25 protein-coding genes and 1 riboswitch are annotated in these 23,132 nt (G+C 69.6%); of the genes, 15 read left to right on the top strand and 10 right to left on the bottom strand.

The features are described from left to right. Window positions 1-3: 3 nt before the first annotated feature. Window positions 4-1,044 (top strand): anthranilate phosphoribosyltransferase, encoded by a 1,041-nt coding sequence (gene trpD, locus ASE12_RS00760; RefSeq protein ID WP_056395626.1) that lies wholly within the window; start codon window positions 4-6, stop codon window positions 1,042-1,044. Here trpD and ASE12_RS00765 read toward each other — a convergent pair. Then, window positions 1,041-1,316, bottom strand: a complete 276-nt coding sequence (locus tag ASE12_RS00765) for an Lrp/AsnC family transcriptional regulator (RefSeq protein ID WP_056215766.1) — start codon at window positions 1,314-1,316, stop codon at window positions 1,041-1,043. The genes trpD and ASE12_RS00765 overlap by 4 nt on opposite strands. Window positions 1,317-1,326: 10 nt before the next feature. Continuing rightward, complete coding sequence (locus ASE12_RS00770) at window positions 1,327-3,030, bottom strand: DEDD exonuclease domain-containing protein (protein WP_056395629.1); 1,704 nt, start codon at window positions 3,028-3,030, stop codon at window positions 1,327-1,329. A gap of 132 nt (window positions 3,031-3,162) precedes the next feature. Here ASE12_RS00770 and ASE12_RS00775 point away from each other — a divergent pair, with 132 nt between their 5' ends. The 3 genes from ASE12_RS00775 to ASE12_RS00785 all read left to right on the top strand — a co-directional run bounded on the left by ASE12_RS00775 (window position 3,163) and on the right by ASE12_RS00785 (window position 5,863). Then, on the top strand, window positions 3,163-3,396 hold the full coding sequence (locus tag ASE12_RS00775) for a hypothetical protein (RefSeq protein WP_056395631.1): 234 nt from the start codon (window positions 3,163-3,165) through the stop codon (window positions 3,394-3,396). 75 nt (window positions 3,397-3,471) lie between these two features. Continuing rightward, a riboswitch (cyclic di-AMP (ydaO/yuaA leader) is annotated at window positions 3,472-3,646 on the top strand. Between the two features lie 8 nt (window positions 3,647-3,654). Further along, a complete protein-coding gene (locus ASE12_RS00780) occupies window positions 3,655-4,623 on the top strand; it encodes a C40 family peptidase (protein WP_157412763.1) in 969 nt (322 codons plus the stop codon). Beyond that, a complete protein-coding gene (locus ASE12_RS00785; protein ID WP_056395637.1) occupies window positions 4,616-5,863 on the top strand; it encodes a basic secretory protein-like protein in 1,248 nt (415 codons plus the stop codon). Before ASE12_RS00780 ends, ASE12_RS00785 begins: the two co-directional genes overlap by 8 nt. Here the strand turns inward: ASE12_RS00785 and ASE12_RS00790 are convergent. Then, window positions 5,830-7,557 (bottom strand): long-chain fatty acid--CoA ligase, encoded by a 1,728-nt coding sequence (locus tag ASE12_RS00790; protein ID WP_235508811.1) that lies wholly within the window; start codon window positions 7,555-7,557, stop codon window positions 5,830-5,832. The genes ASE12_RS00785 and ASE12_RS00790 overlap by 34 nt on opposite strands. Window positions 7,558-7,690: 133 nt before the next feature. Here ASE12_RS00790 and ASE12_RS00795 point away from each other — a divergent pair, with 133 nt between their 5' ends. The 4 genes from ASE12_RS00795 to ASE12_RS00810 are packed head-to-tail and all read left to right on the top strand — an operon-like array spanning window position 7,691 to window position 10,395. After that, window positions 7,691-8,128 (top strand): SRPBCC family protein, encoded by a 438-nt coding sequence (locus ASE12_RS00795; RefSeq protein WP_056395639.1) that lies wholly within the window; start codon window positions 7,691-7,693, stop codon window positions 8,126-8,128. Next, complete coding sequence (locus tag ASE12_RS00800; protein ID WP_056395642.1) at window positions 8,125-8,415, top strand: hypothetical protein; 291 nt, start codon at window positions 8,125-8,127, stop codon at window positions 8,413-8,415. Before ASE12_RS00795 ends, ASE12_RS00800 begins: the two co-directional genes overlap by 4 nt. Then, complete coding sequence (locus ASE12_RS00805; RefSeq protein WP_056395645.1) at window positions 8,412-9,365, top strand: ROK family glucokinase; 954 nt, start codon at window positions 8,412-8,414, stop codon at window positions 9,363-9,365. Before ASE12_RS00800 ends, ASE12_RS00805 begins: the two co-directional genes overlap by 4 nt. Continuing rightward, window positions 9,358-10,395, top strand: coding sequence for an ROK family glucokinase (locus ASE12_RS00810; RefSeq protein WP_056395649.1), 1,038 nt, complete (start codon window positions 9,358-9,360; stop codon window positions 10,393-10,395). Before ASE12_RS00805 ends, ASE12_RS00810 begins: the two co-directional genes overlap by 8 nt. Here the strand turns inward: ASE12_RS00810 and ASE12_RS00815 are convergent. Further along, on the bottom strand, window positions 10,301-10,705 hold the full coding sequence (locus tag ASE12_RS00815) for a hypothetical protein (protein WP_056395650.1): 405 nt from the start codon (window positions 10,703-10,705) through the stop codon (window positions 10,301-10,303). The two genes, ASE12_RS00810 and ASE12_RS00815, sit on opposite strands and share 95 nt — an antisense overlap. After that, window positions 10,698-11,474, bottom strand: coding sequence for a carboxylesterase (locus ASE12_RS00820; protein ID WP_056395653.1), 777 nt, complete (start codon window positions 11,472-11,474; stop codon window positions 10,698-10,700). The genes ASE12_RS00815 and ASE12_RS00820 overlap by 8 nt, the downstream gene beginning before the upstream one ends. A gap of 78 nt (window positions 11,475-11,552) precedes the next feature. Between ASE12_RS00820 and ASE12_RS00825 the strand changes: the two genes are divergently transcribed. From ASE12_RS00825 to ASE12_RS00840, 4 genes are all read left to right on the top strand, one after another. Next, the gene (locus ASE12_RS00825; RefSeq protein ID WP_056213288.1) at window positions 11,553-12,305 is read left to right on the top strand and encodes a 1-acyl-sn-glycerol-3-phosphate acyltransferase; all 753 of its coding nucleotides are present in this window, start codon (window positions 11,553-11,555) and stop codon (window positions 12,303-12,305) included. A 125-nt stretch (window positions 12,306-12,430) separates the two neighbouring features. Beyond that, window positions 12,431-13,459, top strand: coding sequence for a 6-phosphofructokinase (locus ASE12_RS00830; RefSeq protein ID WP_056395662.1), 1,029 nt, complete (start codon window positions 12,431-12,433; stop codon window positions 13,457-13,459). 61 nt (window positions 13,460-13,520) lie between these two features. Beyond that, window positions 13,521-14,858, top strand: a complete 1,338-nt coding sequence (locus ASE12_RS00835) for a class II 3-deoxy-7-phosphoheptulonate synthase (protein ID WP_369797156.1) — start codon at window positions 13,521-13,523, stop codon at window positions 14,856-14,858. A 167-nt stretch (window positions 14,859-15,025) separates the two neighbouring features. Further along, on the top strand, window positions 15,026-15,505 hold the full coding sequence (locus ASE12_RS00840; RefSeq protein ID WP_056395685.1) for a DUF1990 family protein: 480 nt from the start codon (window positions 15,026-15,028) through the stop codon (window positions 15,503-15,505). Here ASE12_RS00840 and ASE12_RS00845 read toward each other — a convergent pair. From ASE12_RS00845 to pknB, 3 genes are read right to left on the bottom strand one after another with little or no spacing between them, the layout of a single operon-like run. After that, window positions 15,502-16,032, bottom strand: coding sequence for a carboxymuconolactone decarboxylase family protein (locus tag ASE12_RS00845; RefSeq protein WP_056395688.1), 531 nt, complete (start codon window positions 16,030-16,032; stop codon window positions 15,502-15,504). The two genes, ASE12_RS00840 and ASE12_RS00845, sit on opposite strands and share 4 nt — an antisense overlap. Before the next feature lie 4 nt (window positions 16,033-16,036). Further along, the gene (locus ASE12_RS00850; protein WP_056395691.1) at window positions 16,037-16,909 is read right to left on the bottom strand and encodes a DMT family transporter; all 873 of its coding nucleotides are present in this window, start codon (window positions 16,907-16,909) and stop codon (window positions 16,037-16,039) included. Between the two features lie 3 nt (window positions 16,910-16,912). Next, on the bottom strand, window positions 16,913-18,964 hold the full coding sequence (gene pknB, locus ASE12_RS00855; RefSeq protein WP_235508812.1) for a Stk1 family PASTA domain-containing Ser/Thr kinase: 2,052 nt from the start codon (window positions 18,962-18,964) through the stop codon (window positions 16,913-16,915). 131 nt (window positions 18,965-19,095) lie between these two features. Between pknB and ASE12_RS00860 the strand changes: the two genes are divergently transcribed. Continuing rightward, complete coding sequence (locus tag ASE12_RS00860; RefSeq protein ID WP_082582000.1) at window positions 19,096-19,503, top strand: ribonuclease domain-containing protein; 408 nt, start codon at window positions 19,096-19,098, stop codon at window positions 19,501-19,503. Then, complete coding sequence (locus tag ASE12_RS00865) at window positions 19,500-19,916, top strand: barstar family protein (RefSeq protein ID WP_056395697.1); 417 nt, start codon at window positions 19,500-19,502, stop codon at window positions 19,914-19,916. The genes ASE12_RS00860 and ASE12_RS00865 overlap by 4 nt, the downstream gene beginning before the upstream one ends. Here the strand turns inward: ASE12_RS00865 and ASE12_RS00870 are convergent. After that, complete coding sequence (locus tag ASE12_RS00870; protein ID WP_082582001.1) at window positions 19,891-20,934, bottom strand: polyprenyl synthetase family protein; 1,044 nt, start codon at window positions 20,932-20,934, stop codon at window positions 19,891-19,893. The genes ASE12_RS00865 and ASE12_RS00870 overlap by 26 nt on opposite strands. Window positions 20,935-20,957: 23 nt before the next feature. Here ASE12_RS00870 and metF point away from each other — a divergent pair, with 23 nt between their 5' ends. Beyond that, window positions 20,958-21,851, top strand: a complete 894-nt coding sequence (metF, locus tag ASE12_RS00875; RefSeq protein WP_056395702.1) for a methylenetetrahydrofolate reductase [NAD(P)H] — start codon at window positions 20,958-20,960, stop codon at window positions 21,849-21,851. Here the strand turns inward: metF and ASE12_RS00880 are convergent. Next, window positions 21,848-23,107, bottom strand: a complete 1,260-nt coding sequence (locus ASE12_RS00880; protein ID WP_056395706.1) for an NAD(P)/FAD-dependent oxidoreductase — start codon at window positions 23,105-23,107, stop codon at window positions 21,848-21,850. The genes metF and ASE12_RS00880 overlap by 4 nt on opposite strands. Between the last annotated feature and the right edge of the window lie 25 nt (window positions 23,108-23,132).

Here is a 23,132-nt window from a genome sequence, read left to right on the forward strand (position 1 = left end):
GTCATGTCGACAACATGGCCTGAGGTTCTCTCCGCACTCGTGGCCAGGCAGGATCTGGACGCCGGCTCGGCGACCTGGGCGATGGAGGAGATCCTCTCCGGCAACGCGACGCCGGCACAGATCGCCGGCTTCGCGGTGGCTCTGCGTGCCAAGGGCGAGACGCTCGCGGAGGTGCAGGGCCTGGTCGACGCGATGTACCGCCACGCCGTCCCGTTCACGGTCGAGGGACGGGTCGTCGACATCGTCGGCACCGGTGGCGACCTCGCCAAGACCGTCAACATCTCGACGATGTCGGCTGTCGTCATCGCCGGCGCGGGGGTCCCGGTGGTCAAGCACGGCAACCGCGCGGCGTCCAGCGCCAGTGGCGCTGCCGACGTGCTCGAGGAGCTCGGCGTTCGCCTCGACGTGCCACCCACGCGGCTCGGCGAGGTCCTCGACTCCGTCGGGATCACGTTCTGCTTCGCACCGGTGTTCCACGCGTCCTACCGCTTCACGGCGGTGCCGCGACGCGAGCTCGGCATCCCCACGACGTTCAACTTCCTCGGGCCCTTGGTCAACCCAGCCAAACCCGCTGCCTCGGCGGTTGGCGTGGCCGACGCCCGGATGGGGCCGATCATGGCCGGTGTCCTGGGCGCGCGCGGCGCCGATGCGTTCGTGTTCCGCGGTGACGACGGACTCGACGAGATCACGACGAGCACGACCTCCCGGGTCTGGATCGCCCGCGGCGCCACCGGCGAGGTCGCGGAGGACACGATCGATCCCCGGGCGCTCGGTTTCGACTACGCGCCGGTGTCCGAGCTGACCGGCGGCGACCCGGCGTTCAACGCCAAGGTGTTCGAACGCGTGCTGGCCGGCGAGCAGTCGGCCGTACGCACGGCGGTGCTGCTCAACGCCGGCGCTGCCATCGCTGCGCACGAGGCGGCAGCGGGCGACCTGGAGACGAGGCTGCGGGCCGGCATCGAGCGGGCCAGGGAGTCGATCGACTCCGGCGCGGCCACGAGGGTCCTGGAGAACTGGGCGAGGACCACGCAGACGTTGGTCTAGAGGCCGATCGAGAAGGCTTCTTCGAGGTCGTGCTGGCTGAACGTCTGGAACGCGATCTGGGTCTGCGTCGACAGCACGCCGTCGACCTTGTTGAGCTGATCGGCCACGACGGACGACACGTCGTCGACCTGGCGCACGCGGACCATCGCCAGCAGGTCGAGGTCACCGGTGACGGAGTAGACCTCGCTGACACCGTCGATGTCGGCGATCTGCTCGGCGATCTCGGACAGTCGTGAGACTTCGGCCTGGATGAAGACGATGGCGGTGATCACGCTCTGCAGACTATCCCGGCCGCTGGAGTCCTTGCCATGACGCGCTGGCGTCCTCGAACGGCGACAGGTGCCGGGCCGCGCCACCCAGCGGGGTGTGCCACGAGCCGCGCACCATGCGCAGGCCGGGGGAGGCCAGCCAGCGCAGCAGGGTCTCGGTCTCCTCGGCGGTGGCCGCCGGGATCGGGCCGAAACCCGGCTCGACCGTCTCGGCCGTCGCCAGGAGCGCGTCGACCCAGCCGATCGGATGGGTGCCTCGCGGCATGACGCCGGCAGCCGCGAGCCGGCCGAACCTGATGACGTGGATCTCCCAGCCCTCGGGATGCGGGGCCGCTGCGACGAGCTCCTCGGTGCCGGTCAGCTCGCGGAGCCGCTGCGTGCGAGCGACGGCGCGCAGGAAGCCGGTGAGCCGGTCCCGCCAGACCGCCGCGTCCTCGAAGCGTTCGGTGCGCGCCAGGTCGAGCATGCGGGTGCGGATCGCGGTGACGAGCTCCTCGGGATCGCCGGTCATGGCCTTGCGTACGTGGGAGACCTCAGCGGCGTAGGTCTCGAGGTCGACCGAGCCGTCGCACGGCGACAGGCAGTGGCCCATCTCGGCGAGCGCGCACGGCGAGATGAGCGACTTCTTGGCGAGCTTGGTCGTGCACTGCCGGATGCGGAACGAGTCGTGCAGCGCCGTCAGGGCTCCTTCGGCGGCCGCTCGGCCCCGGAACGGCCCGATGTAGTCGGCGTCGTCGTCGAGGATCTTGCGGACGATCGACAGCCTCGGCCACGGCTCACGCGTCAGCTTGAGCCAGCTGAGCCGGTCGGGGAACCGGGAACGGCGGTTGTAGGGCGGCCGGTGCTTGCCGATGAGCCGCAGCTCGCGCACCTGCGCCTCCAGGGCGGTGGCACAGACGATGCCCTCGATGCGCTGGGCCAGCATGACCATCTCGCCCATGCGGGTGCGGGTCTCGGCCTTGGTGAAGTAGGACCGGGTGCGGACGCGCAGGTTGCGAGACGTGCCGACGTAGAGGATCTCGTCGCGGGCGTCGCGGAACAGGTAGACACCGGGGGCCTCGGGCAGGTGCTCGGCGAGGTGTCGCTTGCGCCGTTGCTCGGGCTTGACCTTGGCGGTGTAGGTCGACACCTCCTCGAGCGTCGTGACGCCCAAGGGCCCGAGGCGCTCGAACAGGCCGTGCAGGACGTCGACCGTCGCCCGGGCATCCGACAACGCCCGGTGGTTGGGCGTCGTGGTGGCGCGGAACTTGGCGGCCAAGGTCGAGAGCTTGCAGTTGGGCACCTCCTCGCGCGTCAGCACCCTTCTGGCGAGGGTCGCCGTGTCGAGCGTCTCGAAGCCGGGCCACGGGATGCCCAGCTCGCGGCTGAAGTGCTTGAGGAAGCCGACGTCGAACGGCGCGTTGTGCGCCACCAGCACGCTGCCGCGCGCGAATTCCAGGAAGCTCGGGAGCACCTCGGCGATCCGCGGCGCACCGATGACCATCTGGTTGGTGATGCCGGTCAGCACCGTGATGTAGGCCGGGATCAGCTCGTCGGGATTGACCAGGCTCTGGAACTCGCCGACCACCTCGCCGCCGCGGATCTTGACCGCGCCGAACTCGGTGATCTTGGAGCCCTTGGCGGCCGAGCCGCCGGTGGTCTCGAGGTCCACCACGCAGAACGTCGTGTCGGCCAGGGGACGACCGAGCTCGTCGAACGAACCCTGAACTACCTCCATGTGGTTCACCGTAGGTGGGGGTGCCGACAGACTCGTGGATCCTGCAACGCGCGGCGTTTTTGTCCGGACCGGCTCCTAGCGTCATGGATGTCCCCGAACGGCGGGGCGTTGGATACAGCAGGAGGTGCAGCCATGACCGAGAATTCCCCCACCGACTCCGTGGTCGTCGATTGCGACCGGTGTCTCGTACGCGGTCCCAGTGCGTGCGGCGACTGCATCGTGACCGTCCTGCTCGGCGAACCGCCGGCCGGGATCGAGATCGACCCCGAGGAGATGGCCGCCCTCGGCGTGCTCGCCGATGCCGGGCTGACGCCGCCCCTCCGCCTTGTGACCCCTGTCACGGGTCCGGAGACACAAGCTGGTTGAGAGTTGAACTGACCCCATCCGCCCCCTACAGTGGTGGCTTGTGTGACCGGTGAACGCCGTCCCCCCCGGGCGGCGTCGGGCGCACCGCCGAATTGCCACAGTCATGGGGAAGATGTCTGAGGCGAACCGGGGACCCATGTGTGTGGGGTGAATCGGAGCGCACTGATCTGTCACAGGATCGGTGCGGACCGTAGGGCAGACCTTGGCCCGAACCCGTCAGCTCACCCGGTAGGCGTCGAGGCAACATAGGAGTTTTGCGTGCGCTTGCCCGCTGTCCCAACCCGTCGTCAAGGATTTGCCGCAGCTGCGGCGCTCGCCGTGATCGGAGGGCTCTTCGTCCTCCCGTCCGCCGGAGCCGATCCCGCCGTCACCCCCAAGGACGTCGAAGCTGCCTTCCACAAGGCCGAGGCCATGAACGAGCAGGTCAACCAGCTCGATGTCCAGGCCAAGCAGACGCAGTCCGAGATCGACGACATCACGAGTGACATCAACCGTGACCTCGTCGACTACAACCGGCAGAAGTCCGAGCTCGGTGACGCGATCGCCCAGCAGCAGATGGACGCCCCCCTCGGGCCGAGCGTCAACCTGCTCAGCAGCGGCGACCCCGACGAGTTCCTCGCCGGCCTCGGTGCCGTGCAGGCGCTCAACAGCACGCGCGCCGATGCGCTCGAGAAGTTCGGCGAGACGAGCAAGGAGCTCAAGAACCGTCGGGCCCAGCTCCAGGACCGCAAGGACGCGCTCGCCGAGGCTCGCAAGAACGCCGATGCCAAGCGCGACAAGATCCGCAAGCAGTACGCGGACGCCAAGGCCGAGCTCGCTCGCCTGACGGCCGCGCAGCAGGCGAAGTTCAACTCCAGCGACACCACGATGCCCGAGGTCGACGCCTCCGGCCGGGCCAAGACCGCGATCAACTTCGCTCTCGCACAGCTGGGCGACCCGTACGTCTACGGCGGCACCGGCCCCAACTCGTGGGACTGCTCGGGCCTCATCATGAAGGCGTGGGCCGCTGCCGGCGTCTCGCTCCCTCGTGTGGTCGGTCCGCAGATGGCGGCCACGACGCGCGTCCCGCTCAACGCCCTGCAGCCCGGCGACCTCGTCGCGTACGGCGACATGTCGCACATCGGCATGTACCTCGGCGGTGGCAAGGTCGTGCACGCACCGCGACCCGGCAAGAGCGTCGAGATCACGAGCCTGAGCGGCTTCAGCGTCGGCGGGCGGGTTGGCTGACCCAGGTCGAAGACTGGGGCCCAACGCGGTCGCCATCCTCGTCCTGATCTGCCTGGCCGCGGGGCTGCTGCTCTGGCAGCGGCCCTGGGAGAGTTCTGACGATGCCGTCGTCGGCATTCCCGACGATGCTCCTGCCCGGCTCGCCGCACAGTTCCGTGCGCTGACCGATGCCGACTCGGAGTCGGCGTTCGTCGCCGCTGCCGGGACGTCGCGCACCGCCAAGGTGTTCGCCCGCCAGGCATGGCGCGCCCGTACGGCCTTGGGCGCCGACGCCGTCGAGCTCAGGTACGTCAGCGGCGGCGACGTCGCGGATCACGCCGACGGGTCGGCGACTGCCGTGGTGGACGTCAGCTGGCGCGCCGGCGACGAGATCGGCCTGAGCGACAAGACGGTCCACACCTCGTCCGTGGCGTTCCGGGTCGCGCCGCAGACCGACGGCCGGCTGTCGGTCGTCTCCGCAGCTCCGCGAGACGGAGCCCTGCCCATCTGGCTGGCCGGCGACGTCACGGTCGAACGGGTCTCCGGGTCCGTGGTCATCCGCGTCGACGGCGGCGACGCCGACCTGCCGGTCGAGTCGATGGCGACGGCCGCACGCTCGGCCGTCGGCCGGGTCGTCCCGGGCACGAAGGGCGACGTCACCGTCGTCTCGCCGCACACCGAGGCCCAGATGGCTCGTCTCGTCGGACAACCGATCGACCAGGTACGGCAGATCGCCGCGGTGACCACACGGCTCGACGGCCGGGGTGGCAGCTCGGACGACACCGTCATCGTGCTCAATCCCGCGGTGTTCTCGACGATGGACCGCCGCGCCGCGCAGGTCGTGCTCACGCACGAGGCGACGCACCTGCTCACCCACGCCGTCGGCACCCGCGCCGAGAGCTGGGTCGTCGAGGGCTTCGCTGACTTCGTCGCCCTGCACGACGACACCGCGCCGCTGTCGGTCAGCGCCGGCCAGATCCTTGCGGACGTCAAGGCCGGCCGCGGTCCGAAGCACCTGCCGACATCGGCGGACTTCAACGCCGAGAGCCATGGGCTCGGTGCCGTCTACGAGTCGGCGTGGATGATCTTCCGCATGCTCGGGCAGACGTACGGCGACGACCGCGTCGTCAGGTTCTACAACGCGGTCATGTCCGGCACGGCGCTCGACAAGGCGCTGGTGGCGTCGTTCGGTCTCACGGTCGACGAGCTGACGACCAGCTGGCGGGACTACCTCGCGAAGAGCGCCTCGACGGTGTCGTGAAAGTCCCGCAGCACGGCGTTGCGCTTGACCTTGAACGACGGCGTCAGATAGCCGTTGTCCTCGGTCCAGTCGTCGGGCAGGATCACGAACTTGCGGATCGACTCGGCCTGCGAGACCTGTGAGCTGGCGTCATCGATCGCCTTCTGCACCTCGTCGCGCAGTGCGGGGTCGTCGAGATCTCCGGTCCATGCCTCGGTGTCGATCGTCACGAGCGCGGCGACGAACGGCTTGCCGTCGCCGACCACGAGGCACTGGCTGACGTACGCGTTGGCGCGCACGCGGTCCTCGAGCACGGCCGGCGCGACGTTCTTGCCGCCCGCCGTCACGATGATCTCCTTCTTGCGCCCCGTGATGCGTACGTAGCCGTCGGCGTCGACCTCGCCGAGGTCGCCCGTCCTGAACCAGCCGTCGGGGTCGAGGGCCTCGGCCGTCGCCTCGTCGTTGTGCCAGTAGCCGGTGAAGACCTGGGGGCCGCGGAAGCTCAGCTCGCCGTCGGGTCCCACCCGCACCTCGGTGCCGGGCAGCGGGCGGCCGACCGTGCCGATCCGCTGGTCGTCGGGGGTGTTGACGCACAAGGCAGCGGTCGTCTCGGTCAGGCCGTAGCCCTCGAGGACCGACACGCCGATGCCGCGGTAGAAGTGCGCGAGACGGTCGCCGAGCGGGGCACCGCCGGAGATCGCCCACTCGGCGCGGCCGCCGAGAGCGTCGCGGAGACGGCCGTAGACGAGGCGGTCGAACAGTGCGTGCCGGGTCCGCAGCGCGATTCCGGGCTTCCCGTTGTCGAGGGCCTTGCTGTAGGCGATCGCGGTCTGCGCGGCCCGGTCGAAGATCTTCCCCTTGCCGTCGGCGTACGCCTTGCTGCTGGCGGTGTTGAACACCTTCTCGAACACGCGCGGCACCGCGAGCACGAACGTCGGCTGGTAGGACCCGAGGTGCGTCACGAGGTCCTTGACGTCGGCCGTGTGACCCAGCTTGGCGCCTGAACGGATCGCGCCGACCTGGATGATGCGGGCGAAGACGTGGGCGAGGGGGAGGAACAACAGGGTCGAGGCGCCCTCGCGCTCGAACAGCTCCGGGAGGGCGGGGAGTGCGGCACCCAGCTCGTAGCGGAAGCTGCCGTGGGTGAGCTTGCAGCCCTTGGGCCGGCCGGTCGTGCCGGACGTGTAGATCAGCGTCGCGAGGGTGTCGCTCGTGAGCGCGGCCCGGCGGGCCTCGACGTCGGCATCGCTGACGTCGGCGCCACGGGCCGTGATCTGCTCGATCGCGTCGCTGTCGAGCACCCACACGTCTCGCAGGTCGGGCGCTTCGGCCTCCTTGACCCGGGCGAGGTGGGCCTCGGACTCGACGATCGCGGCGACGGCGCCGGAGTCGGACAGGATCCACTCGATCTGCGCCGCGGACGAGGTCTCGTAGATGGGGACCGTGGCCGCACCGATCCACCAGATGGCGTAGTCGGCGACGGTCCACTCGTAGCGGGTCTTGGAGAGCAGGGCGACGCGATCGCCGGCTGCGACGCCGGCGGCGACGAGGCCCTTGGCGACCGCGACGACGGTGCGATGGAAGTCGCCGAGGGTGACGTCGTGCCACTCGCCGTCCACCATCCGGGCCAGTGCGATGTCGTCAGCGTGTCCCGGAAGACGGTCGAGGATGTCGTCGGAGAGGTTGCCCAGTTCGGGTGCATGCGCCTGTGTCACGTACGGCAGGCTACTCTCACGGGCTCCGGCTGCAGGAATCGGTGGGCGTCCCGGCGGCGACCTCCCGGCGCGACCAGCCAGCGGCAACACCACTAGCATGGGGACACACATTCGAGCCGGACGAGGAGGGGTGATGGCGCGAACCACGAGCGACATCGTCATCGACGCTCCAGCCGACACAATCATGGACGTGATCGCCGACTTCGGGTCCTATCCGGGCTGGGCGACGGGCGTCAAGGCGGCCGACGTCGTGGACGCGGCCGACGGCGCGCGCGCCAAGCAGGTCCACTTCATCCTCGACGCCACGCCGATCCGTGACGAGTACGACCTGGGCTACACCTGGGACGGCAACAAGTCCGTGTCGTGGAGCCTGGTCGAGAAGGGCTCGATGCTGAAGTCGATGGACGGCGCCTACATCCTGGAGCCGCTCGACGACTCCCGGACCCGTGTCACCTATCAGCTCGCCGTCGATGTCTCGATCCCGTTGCTCGGCATGCTCAAGCGCAAGGCCGAGAAGGTCATCATCGACACCGCCCTCAAGGGGTTGAAGAAACAGGTAGAAGCCCTGTGAGCGGACACAGCTCCAGCGCTGACGCCGCCTCTGAGCCGGTCGGCTCGGTCGCCGAGGAGGCGTTCAAGCTCTTCCGCGCCATGGCCTCCCAGCCCCAGACCGGCGCCCAGGGTGACGACAGCGCGACCCACGTGTGCACCAACACGTGGTGCCCCGTCTGCCAGGTCGCAGGCTTCGTGCGCGACAACCCGGAAGCGCTCGCAAAGGTCTCCGAATCCGCAGCCCAGCTCACCCGCTCGCTCCGCGAGCTCATCGACACCGCTCTGACACCTCGGGAAGAGACATGACACTGGCCGTTGGCGTCGACATCGGCGGAACCAAGATCGCGACGGGACTGGTCTCCGAGGACGGCAAGATCCTCGACTCGGTCTCCGAGCCCACCCCCGACGACGCGACCAAGATCCCGGCCGTCGTGGCCGATCTCGTCGAGCGGCTCGTCGGTGACGAGAAGGCTGCGGGCATCGGCATCGGCGCCGCGGGCTTCGTCGGCGAGGACCGTTCGACGGTCCGCTTCGCCCCCAACATCGACTGGCGTGAGGAGCCGCTCGGTGAGCGCGTACGTGCCCTCGTCGACCTGCCCGTCGTGGTCGAGAACGACGCCAATGCCGCAGCCTGGGGCGAGTTCCGCTTCGGCGCCGGCGAGGACACGGACGACCTGCTGCTCGTCACGATCGGCACCGGCATCGGTGGCGGCATCGTGCACCGTGGCCAGCTGTTCCGCGGTGGGTTCGGCGTCGCAGCCGAGATCGGTCACATGCGCGTGGTGCCCGACGGCATCCTGTGCGGCTGCGGCCAGCACGGCTGCTGGGAGCAGTACGCCAGTGGCAGCGCCCTCGTGCGCAACGCCCGTGAGCGCGTCGCCAACGAGGACGAAGGCTCCGAGGCGATTGCCGCCCTCGGCGGCGGTGACCTCAGCAAGATCACCGGACCCGGCATCACCAAGCTGGCGCAACAGGGCGACACCCTGGCGATCGAGCTGCTCGCCGAGCTCGGCCGCTGGATGGGCGAGGGCATCGCGGTGCTGACGACGATCCTCGACCCGAGCGTCATCGCCATCGGCGGTGGCGTCGGAGCTGCCGGCGACCTCCTGATGACGCCGGTGTTCGAGGCGTTCGAGGCCCACCTGCCGGCCCGGGCGCACCGCCCCGAGGCGGCTCTGCGGCTCGCGGCCCTCGGCAACGAGGCCGGCATCATCGGCGCCGCCGATCTCGCACGAGTCGAGCCCAACCATGGCTGACAAGCTCGCCGTCGGCATCGACATCGGTGGCACCAAGATCGCCGCCGGCGTCGTCGACGAGGACGGCCACATCTTGGCCCGGCTCAAGCGGGAGACCCCGACGACCGAGCCGCTCGAGGTCATCGACGCGATCGCCGACATCACCGAGGAGTTCCGGCGCGAGCACCACATCCGCGCGATCGGGGTCGGCGCCGCCGGGTTCGTCGACGCGACGCAGTCGACCGTCCTGTTCGCCCCGCACCTCGCCTGGCGCCACGAGCCGCTCCGCGACGCGGTCGCCCGACGCACAGGCCTGCCCGTCCTGGTCGACAACGACGCCAACGCCGCCGGCTGGGCCGAGTGGCGCTACGGCGCGGCGCAGAACGAGGCCGACCTCGTCCTCATCACCCTGGGCACCGGCATCGGCGGCGCGATCGTCATCGACGGCCAGCCCTACCGCGGCCAGTTCGGCATCGCGGGCGAGTTCGGCCACATGCAGGTCGTCCCCAACGGCAACCAGTGCGAGTGCGGCAACAAGGGGTGCTGGGAGCAGTACGCCAGCGGCCGGGTCCTGACTCGCCGCGCCCGAGCCGCTGCGACCGAGGGCACCGACTTCGGCAAGACGCTGCTGGCCGAGGCCGGCGGCGAGGTGACGGCGATCGAGGGCCACCTGGTCACCAAGCACGCGCAGGCCGGCAACGACGAGGCCGTCGAATGGATCGCCGAGGTCGGCGACTGGCTGGGCGTCGGCATCGCCAACCTCGCGGCAGCGCTCGATCCGGGCATGTTCGTCATCGGCGGCGGCGTCAGCGACGCCGGCGAGCTGCTGGTCGACCCGGCACGGGCCGCCTTCAGTCGTACGTTGACGGGTCGCGGCTATCGCGCCGAGGCGCGGATCGTACGGGCGCACCTCGGACCCGAGGCCGGCCTCATCGGCGCTGCCGACATGGCCAGGCTCACAGCACGGCGCCGTCGTCCGGCCAATCCCTCCGCGAGGGCCCGTGTTCGGGCAACTGCAAGATCAAATAGATCGCGCACGCGACGAAAGTGAGTGAGGCGGCGGCCACGACCGGTCGGTCGAGGTAGACGCCGCTCAACGTCGCGAGCACGAGTGACAACGGCGCGCCGAGCACGCCGACCCAGGCCAGCAGCACGCCGCGACGCCGCGGGATCAGGGGAGTCGGCTCGACCTTGCGGTAGAACGGCTCCTCGGCGTCCTCTGCGTCCAGGTCGTCGTCGGTGCGCGGCGACCATGCCGGCTCCACGGGCTTCTCGTCGACGGGTTCGAGCGGCTCGTCGACGAACGAGAGATCGAGGTCCAGCCCTTCGACGATCTTGTCGAAGTCGTCGCGCTCAGTCATCGAACGCACCCACGTGCTCGGCGATGAACGTCGCGGTGCGGTCGAAGATCAGCTGGTCGTCGTTGTCGATCGTCGCGACGTGATAGCTCTCCGGCAGCGCCACGACGTCGAGAACCTTGGACGACACGCCCGCCCGGATGAGCTCGACGGACGTGGCATCGAGGACGTGGTCCTCGTCGGACTTGAAGACCAGGAGCGGCTGCGTGACCTGGTCGAGGTGGTTGCGGACGTCCTTCCACATCACGAGCTGTGACGCGAGCGCCTTGAGCGGCGTACGGACGTAGCCGACCTCGTCCTGACCGGGCTTCTTGATGTCGTTGCCGATGCCGGGCAGCGACCGGGCCACCCACTTGAGGACCGGGAGGAGCTTGAGGTCGAAGCGCGCGAGGTTGATCGCCGGGTTGACGAGCACGACAGCGTCGACCTCGGCGGGGCGCTGCTCGGCGAGGCGCAGCGCGAGGCAGCCGCCCATCGACAGGCCGGCGACGACGACGTGGTCGCACCGCGACCGGAGCTCGGTCAGTGCGGCGTCGACCTCGGCGTACCACTCGTCCCAGCGGGTGGAGTTGAGCTCCTGCCACGTGGTGCCGTGCCCGGGGAGCCGCGGCACGCGCACGGTATAGCCCAGGCCCGCGAGCTGCCGTCCCCACGGCGTCATGGACGCGGGGGAGCCGGTGAAGCCGTGACTCAGGAGGACGCCGACGCGCCCGCCGTCGGCGGAGAAGGGTTCGGCTCCGGGCACCACGGTGGGGGACGTCGTCGAGGTCATGCGTCCATCTTCCCTCATCGCGGTTCTGATCGGGTCGCATCATGCGAAAGGCACGCGGTTCAGAGTAGTGTCCTGTCCGTGTTCTATTGGTTCCTGAAGTTCCTCGCACTGGGCCCGTTGCTCAAGCTGATCTTCAGGCCTTGGGCCGAGGGCACGGAGAACGTGCCGAAGGAAGGCGCGGTCATCCTCGCGAGCAACCACCTGTCCTACTCCGACTGGCTGTTCATGCCGCTCGTCATCCCGCGCCGCGTCACGTTCGTCGCCAAGGCCGAGTACTTCGAGGGCTCGGGCATCAAGGGCTGGCTGCAGAAGACGTTCTTCTCCGGTGCCGGCCAGGTGCCCATCGATCGTACGAGCGGTTCGGCGGCGGCCGGCGCGATCAAGACCCAGCTGCGCCTCCTCAAGGACGGTGAGGTCTGCGGCATCTATCCCGAAGGCACCCGCTCCCACGACGGCAAGCTCTACCGCGGCCGCACGGGCGTGGCCCGTCTGGCGCTGGAGGCTGGTGTGCCGGTCATCCCGCTGGCCGTCATCGGCACGGACGTCGTCGCGCCTCCCGGCAAGATCTTCGGCAAGTTCGCGCGTCCCGGCGTCCGCTTCGGCAAGCCGCTCGACTTCAGCCGCTACGAGGGCATGCAGGACGATCGCTACATCCTCCGCGCCATCACCGACGAGATCATGTACGAGATCATGCGGCTGTCCGGCCAGGAGTACGTCGACCTCTACGCGCAGGACTCCAAGAAGCGCGACCGGGACGCGGAGCGCGAGGCCGCCAAGGTCGTCGCCCGCGCCGAGGCCGACGAGGTCTGGGACGAGATCAAGCCGGAATGAGTGAGCGAGCTCTGCGAGCAAACCTCAGTCCGCGCCAGCGAAGCGGGAGCGATCACGCCGAAGGCGTCAGCAGCGAAGCGTGAGACAACTCAACAACTGAACCGTCACCAACGAAGGGAAGCTCGATGCGCGTCGGCATGCTCACTGGGGGAGGCGACTGCCCCGGACTCAATGCGGTCATCCGTGGCGCGGTGCGCAAGGGAGTGTCCACGTACGGACATGAGTTCGTCGGCTTCCGAGACGGCTGGCGCGGACCGTTGGAGAACGACACGATCCAGCTCGACATCAACGCCGTCCGCGGCATCCTGCCCCGGGGCGGCACGATCCTGGGCTCGTCGCGCACCAACCCGTTCGCCATCGAGAACGGCGTCGAGCGGATCAAGGACAACCTCGCGGCCAACGGCTGCGACGCGCTGATCGCGATCGGCGGCGAGGACACCCTCGGCGTCGCCACCAAGCTCGCCGACCTCGGCGTCAACGTCGTCGGCGTGCCCAAGACCATCGACAACGACCTGTCCGGCACCGACTTCACGTTCGGCTTCGACACCGCGGTCAACATCGCGATGGAGGCGATCGACCGGCTCCACACGACGGCGGAGTCGCACCACCGCGTGCTCGTCGTCGAGGTCATGGGCCGGCACGCCGGCTGGATCGCGCTGCACGCCGGACTCGCCGGTGGCGCCAACATCATCCTGATCCCCGAGCGCCCGTTCGACATCGACAAGGTCTGCGCGCAGGTCGAGAGCCGCTTCGCGACGCACTACTCGCCGATCATCGTGGTCTCGGAGGGCGCCGTCCCCGCCGACGGCGGGTCCATGTCGCTCGTGAGCGGCCAGAAGGACGCCTTCGGCCACGTACGCCTCGGCGGCATCGGCGACCGGCTCGCGTCCGAGATCGAGCAGCGCACGGGCCAGGAGGCCCGCGCTGTCGTCCTGGGCCACATCCAGCGCGGAGGCACGCCCACGGCGTTCGACCGTTGGCTCGCCACGCGGTTCGGCCTCCACGCGATCCAGGCGGTCCACGAGGGCGACTTCGGCAAGATGGTCGCCCTGCACGGCACCGAGATCGAGCGCGTGCCGCTGTCGGAGGGCACCAAGGAGCTCAAGGTCGTACGCCCGGAGCTCTACGAAGAGGCCGAGGTCCTGTTCGGCTGAGGTCGCGTCCACGCAAGAACGCGTGGAACGGGCGGTGTCGCCACGCAGGTATCCTTGGCGGGTGAGTATTCCCAGCCTTGACGACCTCCATGCGATGGGTGCTGCCCAGCAGCCCACGTATGTCGATCCCTCTGCCCGCGACGCCGCGGTGCAGACGCTGCGGAAGATGCCACCCCTGGTGTTTGCCGGCGAGTGCGACGCGTTGCGTGACCGGCTCGCCGAGGTCGCGCGCGGTGAGGCGTTCCTGCTGCAGGGCGGCGACTGCGCCGAGACGTTCGAGGGTGTCACCGCTGAGAACGTCCGCAACAAGCTCCGTGTCCTGCTCTCGATGGCGGTCGTGCTGACCTACGCCGCGAGCGTCCCTGTCGTCAAGGTCGGCCGGCTCGCCGGTCAGTACGCCAAGCCCCGCTCGAGCGACTCCGAGACCCGCGACGGTGTCACGCTGCCGGCCTACCGCGGCGACGCGGTCAACGGCTTCGACTTCAACGCCGAGTCGCGGGCGCACGACCCGCAGCGGCTCGTCGACGTCTACCACGCCTCGGCGTCCACGCTGAACCTTGCACGCGCGTTCACGACCGGTGGTTACGCCGACCTGCGCCAGATGCACGCGTGGAACACCGACTTCGTCAAGAACAGCCCGGTCGGCGAGCGCTACGAGCGCGTCGGCGCCGAGATCGACCGCGCCCTCGCGTTCATGGACGCGATCGGTGTCGATCCCGACGAGTTCCACACGGTCGACTTCTTCTCCTCGCACGAGGCCCTGATCCTCGAGTACGAGCACTCGCTGACGCGCATCGACTCGCGCACCGAGCGGCCCTACGACGTGTCGAGCCACTTCGTGTGGATCGGCGAGAGGACGCGTCAGCTCGACGGCGCCCACGTGGAGCTGATGAGCAAGATCGCCAACCCGATCGGCGTCAAGCTCGGCCCCACGAGCACCGCCGACGACGCGATCGCGCTCTACGAGAAGCTCAACCCCGAGCGCACGCCCGGCAAGATCACGTTCATCACCCGCTTCGGTGCCGGCAAGATCCGCGACGGGCTGCCCAACCTCGTCGAGAAGGTCACCGCCGCGGGCATCGAGGTCGCGTGGGTGTGCGACCCGATGCACGGCAACACGTTCGAGACCTCCAACGGCTACAAGACTCGCGAGTTCGACGACGTCATCGACGAGGTCCGCGGCTTCTTCGAGGTGCACCGCTCGCTCGGCACGTGGCCCGGCGGCGTGCACGTCGAGCTCACCGGCGACGACGTCACGGAGTGCGTGGGCGGCGGCGCCAAGCTGTCGGCCGAGGACCTGTCGCACCGTTACGAGACGCTGTGCGACCCGCGCCTCAACCGTGCCCAAAGCCTGGAGCTCGCGTTCCTCGTCGCCGAGATGTTGTCCGGTCGGTCTTGAGTTCTCTCGGTTCGCGTTGGGGTCGGGGTCGACGACGTCTTCTGGTCGTCGTCTCACCATGACTCGACCTTGCAGGGGCTCGAGCCGTCGCTCCGAGGTGCTTTCTGCTGCCGTCGCGCCCCGGTCCAGGCGTCGCGTCGTGACGGAGCCACGTGTCGGCTGGGTCCATGGCTGAGCTCACCTACGCCGAGGTCGGGGCGACGGCCTCCGAGCCGCTGCCTGACGGCTATCACCACGTACGAGCCACACGCTCGCTCGGTGTCGTCGACCTCGACGCGGTCGGCGAGATCCTGTTCAGCTGGAAGGTTCAGGAGCGGGCCGGTGTGCGCCGGGTCGCCGGCCCCGAACGGGTGGCGCTCGGCGTTGACGTGACGTTCCGTTCGTTGCTCCAGACGATCCCGTGCCGCGTCGTCGAGGTCGTGGACGAGCCTGATCGCCGCGGCTTCGCGTACGGCACGCTGCCCGGACATCCCGAGACGGGGGAGGAGCGCTTCGTCGTCGAGCGTGACCCGGCGACCGGCGAGGTGACGGCGACGATCTGTGCCTTCTCCAACCCGGCCACCTGGGTGACCCGGCTCGGTGGTCCCGTGGGTCGGCTCGTGCAGCGAGTGATGACCCGTCGCTACCTCGACGCGATGGATCCCTAGTCCTCCGGCTGGACCTTCAGCGTCAGCAGGACGGTGGCCAACGAGTCGTACTGGCCGCACAGCAGCAGGAACTCGATGAGCTCGGGCTCCGTGAGGTGCCGGCTCAGCGCGGCCCACGTGGCATCGTCGATGAACTTGTCGTCGACGAACTGGTCGACCGCCGCGAAGAACGCCCGCTCCCGCTCGGTCCAGCCCGGCCAGGTCTCGTCGGCGAGGTGGTCGATCTGCGCGGGGGTCACGCCGGCCTTGCGGCCGATGCGGACGTGGTGCCGACGTTCGTACTCGCACTCGCGGATCGTGGCGATGCGCAGGATGACGAGCTCGCTCTCGCGGCGGGGGAGCCGGCCACCGGGCATCAGCTTGCCGCTGTAGTAGAGCCAGCCGCGGAAGAGCTTGCGCTGCCGACCGAGCGTCGTGAAGATGTTGGGCTTCGTGCCGCCGATGACCCGACCGGCGACCGCGCTCACTCCGTAGTTGACGAGTCCGAGCTCCTTGAGCCCGCCGGGCGCGATACGGGGTTGGTCCATCGCGTCAGTCTAGGGGAACCTGTACGGACGTCTCACTACGCCCGGACGTCTCCGCGAGGATCATGGCGGCGAGCACGAGGGCACCCCCGACGAGCAGGCGCCAGCCGACGCCTTCGTCGCCGAACGTGATGGCGAAGGTCGCGGCGAACACCGGCTCCATCGTCATGAGGAGCGCGGCGCGGGATGCGTCGAGCTGGCTCTGGGCCCACGTCTGCGCCAGCATCGCGAGGGCGCCGGCCGCCAGCGCCATGTAGACCGTGGCGACCCAGTCGCCTGACCGCTCGGGCAGTGTCAGCCCTCCGGGCGCGGCGGCGACGAAGCACAGTGCGGCGATGACGCCCATCTGGATCGTGGCCATGGCGTACGCGTCCTCGGCCGTGGACCACCGCGACAGCACCACGATGTGCACCGCGTAGAGGATCGCGCAGACGAACGTGATCGACTCGCCGAATCCCACGGCGAAGCCGCGCAGCGAGAGGATCGCCAAGCCGATGGTCGACAGGGCGACGGCCACCCAGACGATCCTGGACACGCGCTGGCGGAAGGCCAAGGAAGCGAGCACAGGAGTGGCCACGACGTAGAGGCCGGTGATGAAGCCCGACACGCTCGCGTCGGTGTGGCCCAGGCCGACGGTCTGCATGATCTGCGCGACGCCATAGATGCCACCGGCGTACACGCTGCGGCGGCGCACCTCGGGGGAGAGGCGACCGATCGCGCGGGGCGCGATCAGCAGGAGCGTGAGGAACGCGATCGTGAAGCGTACGGCGAGGAAGTCCGGCGCCGGCACGCGGTCGAGCAGGTCCTTGATCAGGAAGAACGTCGAGCCCCATACGGCGGTGACGCCGAGCAGCGCCGCGGCGGCGAGCCTGGTGCGCACGGGTCAGAAGCCGACGATGGTGACGGTGCTGCCCTTGGGACGGGATCCGCTGGACGGTGTCTGTGCCCGCACGGTGAAGTTGCCAGCGCCGAACGGGGTCACCTTGAAGCCGGCGCGCTTGAGGATCACCATGGCCGAGACCTTGGGCCGGCCGACCACGTTGGGCACCTCGATGAGCTCGGGTCCCTTGGAGACGGTGAGCGTGATCGTGTCGCCCTTGATCTGGGTGCCCTCGAACGGGTCCTGGCTCACGACGATGCCCTTGGCGACGTCGTCGCTGAAGACCTCACTGGCCTTGACCTTGAACCCGGCCTTCTCCAGCCCGGCCTTGGCGTCCTGGAACGATCGGCCGCGGTAGTCGACGACGTCGATGGGCTTGGGACCCTTGCTGATCGCGAGGTCGACCGTCTGTCCGCGCTTGAGCTCGTCCTTGTAGGTGTGGTTGGTCGGGCCGACCACACGGCCCTCGCGGACCTTCTCGTCGTAGACCTGCTTGAGCTCGCCGACCTTGAGGTGGACCTTGTCGAGCGCGGCCGTGGCGGCGGCGACCGTCTGCCCCTTGATGGTCGTGGGGATGAAGAAGCGCTCGGGACCCAGGGAGACGACCGCGTCGATCGTCTTGCCCGGCAGGATCTTGGCGCCGGGCTCGGGGTTGGTGTCGATGACCGTGCCGGCGGGTGCCTTCTCGGAGTACTCCTCCTTGATCACCTTGAAGGAGAAGCCGTTCCTCTGGGCTGCCTCCTTGGCGATCGTCACCGCATTGCCCTCGAGGGACGGCGTCTTGTCGTAGCGGCCGACGCTGAACCAATAGCTGACCGCGAAGACGAGGAGCGCCAGCAGGACGACGAGGATCAGCAGGTTGCGGCCGCGATGCGACTTCGCCTCGGCACCGCGGGCCTCCTTGTAGGCCTCCGGCGAGATCGGCGGGTGGAGTCCGACCGGGCGCTCCGCCGTCTCGGGCAGCTCCGGCGGGGTGTCGAGGCCGGCGCGGGTGGCGGGGTCGACCGGCATCGGCGCCAGTCCGGCGGACCACTGGACCGTGGCCTCGTTGACGTCGACGGCCTCGGTGGCCTCGGAGTCGGACGCCAGGGAGCGGGAGGCCAGCGGGGCGGACTGGGTCACCGGGACGGTGCGCGCCTCGTCGGGATCGACGTGGCGTACGCCCGGCAGGAGGTCAGCGACGAGGTCGGGGTCGTCGGCGAGCCCGGCATCGAGTGCGCGCTGCACGGACCGGACCTGCTGCAGCATGACTCGCGCGTCGGTGGATCGCTGGTCGCGGTCGCGCACCGTCGCCCGCGCCACCAGCGCGTCGACGTACGGGGGGATGCCGGGCTGGATCGCCGAGGGGGCGCCGATGTCCTCGTGCACGTGCTTGTAGGCCACCTGGATGGGGGACTCGCCGGCGTGCGGCTTGATCCCCGTGAGCATCTCGTAGAGCATCGCGCCGCACGCGTAGATGTCGGAGCGGGCGTCGGCGCCGTCGTTCGTGACGATCTCGGGAGCGAGGTAGGAGACCGTGCCGATCAGCGTGCCGCCCGTGGCGGTCGTCGCGGCGCTGACGGCACGCGCGAGACCGAAGTCGGCGACCTTGACGTCACCGTCGGGGGTGATCAGGACGTTCTCGGGCTTGACGTCGCGGTGGATGATCTTGGCGGCGTGGGCGGCCGAGAGGGCGACGAGCACCTGCTCCAGCAGCTCGAGTGCGCGGTAGGGCGGCATCGGCGCCTCGTCGCGCATGAGGTCGCGCAACGTGCGGCCGGGGACGTACTCCATGACGAGATAGGTGACGTCGCCGTCGCGCCCCTGGTCGAACACGGAGACGACGTTGCGGTGGTTGAGCTTGGCGGCGGACTTGGCCTCGCGGACGAACCGGTCGGTGAACTGCTGGTCGTCGCCGAGGCCGTGGTGCATGACCTTGATCGCGACCTCGCGGTCGAGCCGCTGGTCGACGGCCCGGAACACGCTCGCCATCCCGCCACGCGCGATGCGGGTGCCGATCAGGTAGCGGTCGTTGAGGACGCGCCCGACCAGGGCTTCGTCGCCCGTCACTGTCACGCCACCCTCCCTCGACATCTGGATCCCCCCGAACCCGTCCACTGATTCTAGAGACTCTTCCACATCCAGAACGTGACGGTGGGCGTGTCACGGTGTTGCCGTGACGTTCGCCACGTCGCTCATGAGGGACGATGGACGGCATGCGCCGCGGTGGCTGGATCCTCCTGTTGACGATCGTGGGCGTCCTGGTGATCGTCCTCGGCGCACGCGACAGGTCGGCCGATGACGATCCTGCGCCGACGTCGACGACGCAGACGCAGGCCGTTCCGGACCGTCAGGGGCTGCCGGCGGAGGCGTTCGAGACGATCGCCCTGATCAGGGCCGGCGGTCCCTTCCCCTACAGCAGGGACGGTGTCGTGTTCATGAACCGCGAGGGTCTGCTGCCGGAGCATGAGCGCGGCTACTGGCACGAATACACGGTGCCGACCCCGGGCGAGTCGGACCGCGGCGCCCGCCGGATCATTGCCGGGCGGGGTGGCGAGCTCTACTACACGGCCGACCACTACCGCTCGTTCGTACGCGTGAAGGAGCCACGATGACCGCGACCTTCGACTCGGTGCTGGCCGGGCGGGTCTCGCCGGGCGTGTACGCCTGGCGTGGCCGACGCGACCGCGACCTGGTGGGCGAGGCGACGGCCGCCGGGTGGCAGGCGCTCGGCCTCGACACGCGCGGCGTGACGTCGTACGACGAGTTCTACGACAGGGTGGCGGCCTCCTGGTCGCTGCCGGAGTGGTTCGGCCGCAACCTCGACGCGTTGTTCGACGCCCTGGCCGACCTCACCGCTCAGCCGACGGTGATCGTGTGGGACGGGCTGCGGGAGCTGGCCGACGTCGACCCCGTGCAGACCAGCGCGGTCGTCGAGGTGCTGCGCGATGCGACTGGTCAGGCGCCGGCGCTCGTCGTGGTGGTGCGCGACGAGCTGGAGGTCAGCGAGTTCGACGGGTTGCTGTGAGCGCGAGCGGCCCGAGGACGTCGCGCGCGGCCGGCCCGAGACGGTCGATGCCCTCGTCGGCCGCAGCCTCGAGCCTCGCGATGTCGTCCTCGACAGCGGCGAGCGCGCCCGAGGTCTCGATGAGGTCGCGTACGGCGTCGACACCTTCGAGGGTGCCCAGCGACGTACGCAGCAGGGCACGTCCCGCGTCGTCGGTGAGCTCGGCGGCCCGCGCGACGAGCACGGTGCGCTTGCCCTCACGGAGATCGTCACCGGCCGGCTTGCCGGTCAGCTCCGGGTCGCCGAACACGCCCAGCACGTCGTCACGGAGCTGGAACGCCTCGCCGAGGGGGAGCGCGACGTCGGTCAGGGCGGTGATCAGGTCGGGGCCGGCGCCGGCGAGCGCAGCGCCGATGTGCAGCGGTCGTTCGACGGTGTACTTGGCCGACTTGTAGCGGACGACCTTCATGGCCTCGGCGACCGACAGCGACTCGCGGGTCTGCCCTGCGACATCGAGGAACTGGCCGGCCACCACCTCGGTCTTGCAGAGGTCGAGGAAGCGGAATGCGTCGTCGGTGTGCGGCAGCCCGTTGCTACGAAACATCTCGTCGCACCACGACAGCAGCAAGTCGCCGAGCAGCACGGCGGCGGAGGTGCCGAAGCCCACGGGGTCACCGTGGCGCTTCTCCTCGCGGTGCTTCGCCTCGAAGGCGCGGTGCACACTGGGCCGACCGCGGCGGGTGTCGGAGCCATCCATGAGGTCGTCGTGCACGAGGGCGCTGGCCTGCAGCCACTCGAGCGCAGCCGCGGCCGTGACGATTCCCGGCTCGTCGGGCGCGCCCTCGGCGACGAGCCACCCGGCGTAGCAGAACTGCGGCCGCAGGCGCTTGCCGCCGCCGACGAACGCGATCGCCGCGTCGGCGAGACCGTCGAGGTCCGGGCCCAGGTCGGCGAGAAGCGCCCGCTGGCCGTCGACGAAGGATTCGAGAGTGTGATCAATACGCGTCCGGAATTCGGGATCAACGGCACGTGCATTCACAGCCCGGACGATACCGTTGGACCATGCCTTCCCAAGACCAGTCCCTCGTCGACGCCATCCGCGGGCCGTCGCCGAGCTACTCGTTCGAGTTCTTCCCGCCCAAGGACGACGACGGCGAAGCCGTGCTGTGGCAGACCATCGCCGACCTGGAGGAGCTCGAGCCGACGTTCGTCTCAGTGACCTACGGCGCGGGCGGCACGAGCCAGGAGCGCACGGTCCGCATCACCGCACGGATCGCGGAGCAGACCCGGATGCGCCCCGTCGGCCACCTGACGCTAGTCGCGCAGACCCGCGGCGAGATCGAGTCGGTGCTCAAGCAGTACGCCGCAGCCGGTGTCGACGACGTGCTGGCGCTGCGCGGCGATCCCAAGGGCGGCCCTCGTGCTCCCTGGGAGCCGCACCCCGACGGCATGGACCACGCGATCGACCTCGTCGAGCTCGCCAAGGACCTCGGCGGATTCTGCATCGGTGTCGCGGCGTTCCCCGAGGGCCACCCCGACGCGGCGAGCATCGAGCACGACGCCCAGGTGCTGGTCGACAAGGCCAACGCCGGCGCGGACTACGCCATCACGCAGCTGTTCTTCCGTGCGTCCGACTACTTCGCCCTCGTCGAGCGCGTGCGTGCCAAGGGCTGCGACATCCCGATCGTGCCGGGCATCATGCCGATCCTCAACTTCGCCCAGGTGGCCCGCATGGCCGAGCTGTCCGGCGCCGAGCTGCCTCGCGAGGTCCTCGACCAGGTCGAGCCGATCCAGGACGACAAGGCGGCCGTGCGTGCCAAGGGCATCGAGCTGGCGACCCAGCTGTGCCGCGACCTGCTGGCGGGCGGTGCCCCGGGCCTGCACTTCATCACGCTCAACCGCTCCAAGGCGACACGCGAGATCTTCGAGGCCCTGCGCTCCGACGGCCTGATCTAACGGGGCACGGGACCGATCGCCTCGGCGATCGAGGCCGTGGCCATGCCGATCGCCTCGAGCGTCGGGCCCGGGTGCGCGTGCGCACCGGCGAAGAACAAGCCGCCGGTGGGCGCCACGCCGGGCACGTCGAAGATGCTGGTCCAGCTGCGCAGGGCCCAGCCCCAGTGACCGATCCCCACGAGGTCGGACGGGCTGAGGTCGATCTGCTCCTCGACGTACGGCCTTACGTCGATCCCGAAGCGTACGAGCGCGCGAAGCGGATCCTCGCCGCTGCGATGCTCGATCGTCCAGAGCCCGTCTCCGCCCGACCACATGCGGATCGGCGGGTTGGCGTGCACGAAGATCTCGTCGGGCAGCTCCGGCGCCTCGGCCGACAGCACGACGAGGCTGCGCGACGCCGGGATGACCGGCATGAGGTCGACGGGCGGCAAGGGAGCGGGGCGGTTGGGCGCGCACCACACGACGATGTCCGCCGGCACGGTACGCAGTGAGGTGACGACGCCGCGGACCTGCCCCTCCTCGAGGACCAGCTCGTGCGCCGACTCGCCGAGCTCGACGGTCACGCCGCGCTCGCCGAGCCGCTTCTCCAGGGCCGTCGCGAGCGCCGGCAGCCCACCGGCGAACCGCCAACGCCCGAAGGAACGCTCGACGTAGTGGCTGACCGCGACGAACCCCGGCGTCGCCAAGCGGTCCTGACCCGCCAGCCGCGGGGGGTTGAGCACGAGCTTGCGGAGGCGGTCGTCGTCGAGGTCCTTGTCGGCGAGCGCCGCGAGGCTGCGTCGTGGCTGCAGGGCCTTGCGCACCGTACGGTCGACCGCCGGCTTGCCGGGGAACACCTGGTCGAGCGCCATGCGCCGGATGACGTCCCACGAGTCGGCGAGCGTGTCGACCCACGGCGACCACTCGTCCTCGCCGAACGCCGCCATCAGCGCGTTGTGCTGGTCGCCCCTGTTGCCGAGCGGAAGGTCGAGCACCGACTTGTCCTTGAAGACGTGCCGGCGCCCCTCCGTCTTGGTGAGGTCGAGCACCTGCTCGAGGGGACGGCCCGACTTGCGGAAGAGGTCGCGAAAGACACCGGGCAGCGTCACCGTGTCGAGCTCGAGGGGCCAGGTCCGGCCGCCGACCGTCATGCCGTTGAGTCGTCCGCCCAGCGTCTGGGTGCTCTCCAGGAGGGTCACGTGATGACGCAGCTTGGCCAGGCGTGCGGCGGCGGACATGCCTGCGAAGCCGCCACCCACGACCACGACGTTCGCCATGCGCGCAGACTAGCGGCCGCGCGGC

Source organism: Aeromicrobium sp. Root236 (genome assembly GCF_001428805.1).
GTDB lineage: Bacteria > Actinomycetota > Actinomycetes > Propionibacteriales > Nocardioidaceae > Aeromicrobium.

Coding starts and splice junctions, on each gene's coding strand:
- trpD (WP_056395626.1), top strand. CDS start 4: ATGTCGACAACATGGCCTGAGGTTCTCTCCGCACTCGTGGCCAGGCAG.
- ASE12_RS00770 (WP_056395629.1), bottom strand. CDS start 3,030: ATGGAGGTAGTTCAGGGTTCGTTCGACGAGCTCGGTCGTCCCCTGGCC.
- ASE12_RS00775 (WP_056395631.1), top strand. CDS start 3,163: ATGACCGAGAATTCCCCCACCGACTCCGTGGTCGTCGATTGCGACCGG.
- ASE12_RS00795 (WP_056395639.1), top strand. CDS start 7,691: ATGGCGCGAACCACGAGCGACATCGTCATCGACGCTCCAGCCGACACA.
- ASE12_RS00805 (WP_056395645.1), top strand. CDS start 8,412: ATGACACTGGCCGTTGGCGTCGACATCGGCGGAACCAAGATCGCGACG.
- ASE12_RS00810 (WP_056395649.1), top strand. CDS start 9,358: ATGGCTGACAAGCTCGCCGTCGGCATCGACATCGGTGGCACCAAGATC.
- ASE12_RS00815 (WP_056395650.1), bottom strand. CDS start 10,705: ATGACTGAGCGCGACGACTTCGACAAGATCGTCGAAGGGCTGGACCTC.
- ASE12_RS00820 (WP_056395653.1), bottom strand. CDS start 11,474: ATGACCTCGACGACGTCCCCCACCGTGGTGCCCGGAGCCGAACCCTTC.
- ASE12_RS00830 (WP_056395662.1), top strand. CDS start 12,431: ATGCGCGTCGGCATGCTCACTGGGGGAGGCGACTGCCCCGGACTCAAT.
- ASE12_RS00840 (WP_056395685.1), top strand. CDS start 15,026: ATGGCTGAGCTCACCTACGCCGAGGTCGGGGCGACGGCCTCCGAGCCG.
- ASE12_RS00845 (WP_056395688.1), bottom strand. CDS start 16,032: ATGGACCAACCCCGTATCGCGCCCGGCGGGCTCAAGGAGCTCGGACTC.
- ASE12_RS00860 (WP_082582000.1), top strand. CDS start 19,096: ATGGACGGCATGCGCCGCGGTGGCTGGATCCTCCTGTTGACGATCGTG.
- ASE12_RS00865 (WP_056395697.1), top strand. CDS start 19,500: ATGACCGCGACCTTCGACTCGGTGCTGGCCGGGCGGGTCTCGCCGGGC.
- metF (WP_056395702.1), top strand. CDS start 20,958: ATGCCTTCCCAAGACCAGTCCCTCGTCGACGCCATCCGCGGGCCGTCG.
- ASE12_RS00880 (WP_056395706.1), bottom strand. CDS start 23,107: ATGGCGAACGTCGTGGTCGTGGGTGGCGGCTTCGCAGGCATGTCCGCC.